The 518-nt window shown below is 60.2% G+C and carries 1 protein-coding gene; it reads left to right on the forward strand.

Annotated features, from left to right (window positions below; genetic code table 11):
* Positions 1-518: MFS transporter (locus TU76_RS24365; RefSeq protein ID WP_048352718.1), on the forward strand; the 518-nt coding region annotated here is incomplete at both ends.

The raw sequence follows: 518 nt of genomic DNA on the forward strand, positions 1-518 counted from the left end.
TGCTGGCGTTTTATGGCTGTGTCGCCTTGATGCAGATGAGCCACGGTCCGTATTACACCTTTCTGACCCTGCACCTTGAGAACCTCGGTTATAGCCGGGGTGTGATCGGTTTGCTCTGGGCCTTGGGGGTGGTCGCTGAAGTGCTGATGTTCCTGGCCATGCGCCGTATCCTGCTGAAGTTTTCGGTGCGTCGGGTACTGATGTTCAGCTTTATGCTGGCGGCATTGCGCTGGCTTTTGCTGGGTTCGTTTGCCGAGCATGTGGGGGTGTTGTTGCTGGCGCAATTGCTGCACGCGGCCACGTTTGTCAGTTTCCATGCGTCGGCCATGGCCTTTGTCCAGCGCAGTTTCGGCCCCGGTCAGCAAGGGCAGGGCCAGGCCCTGTACGCCACACTGGCCGGGATTGGCGGCGCGGCCGGTGCCCTTTATGCCGGATACAGCTGGAATACGCTGGGCCCGACTATCACCTTTAGTATGGCGAGCGTCGCAGCGCTGGCTGCAGCCGTTATCATTGCCGCC

It is taken from the genome of Pseudomonas psychrophila (assembly GCF_001043005.1).
GTDB lineage: Bacteria > Pseudomonadota > Gammaproteobacteria > Pseudomonadales > Pseudomonadaceae > Aquipseudomonas > Aquipseudomonas psychrophila.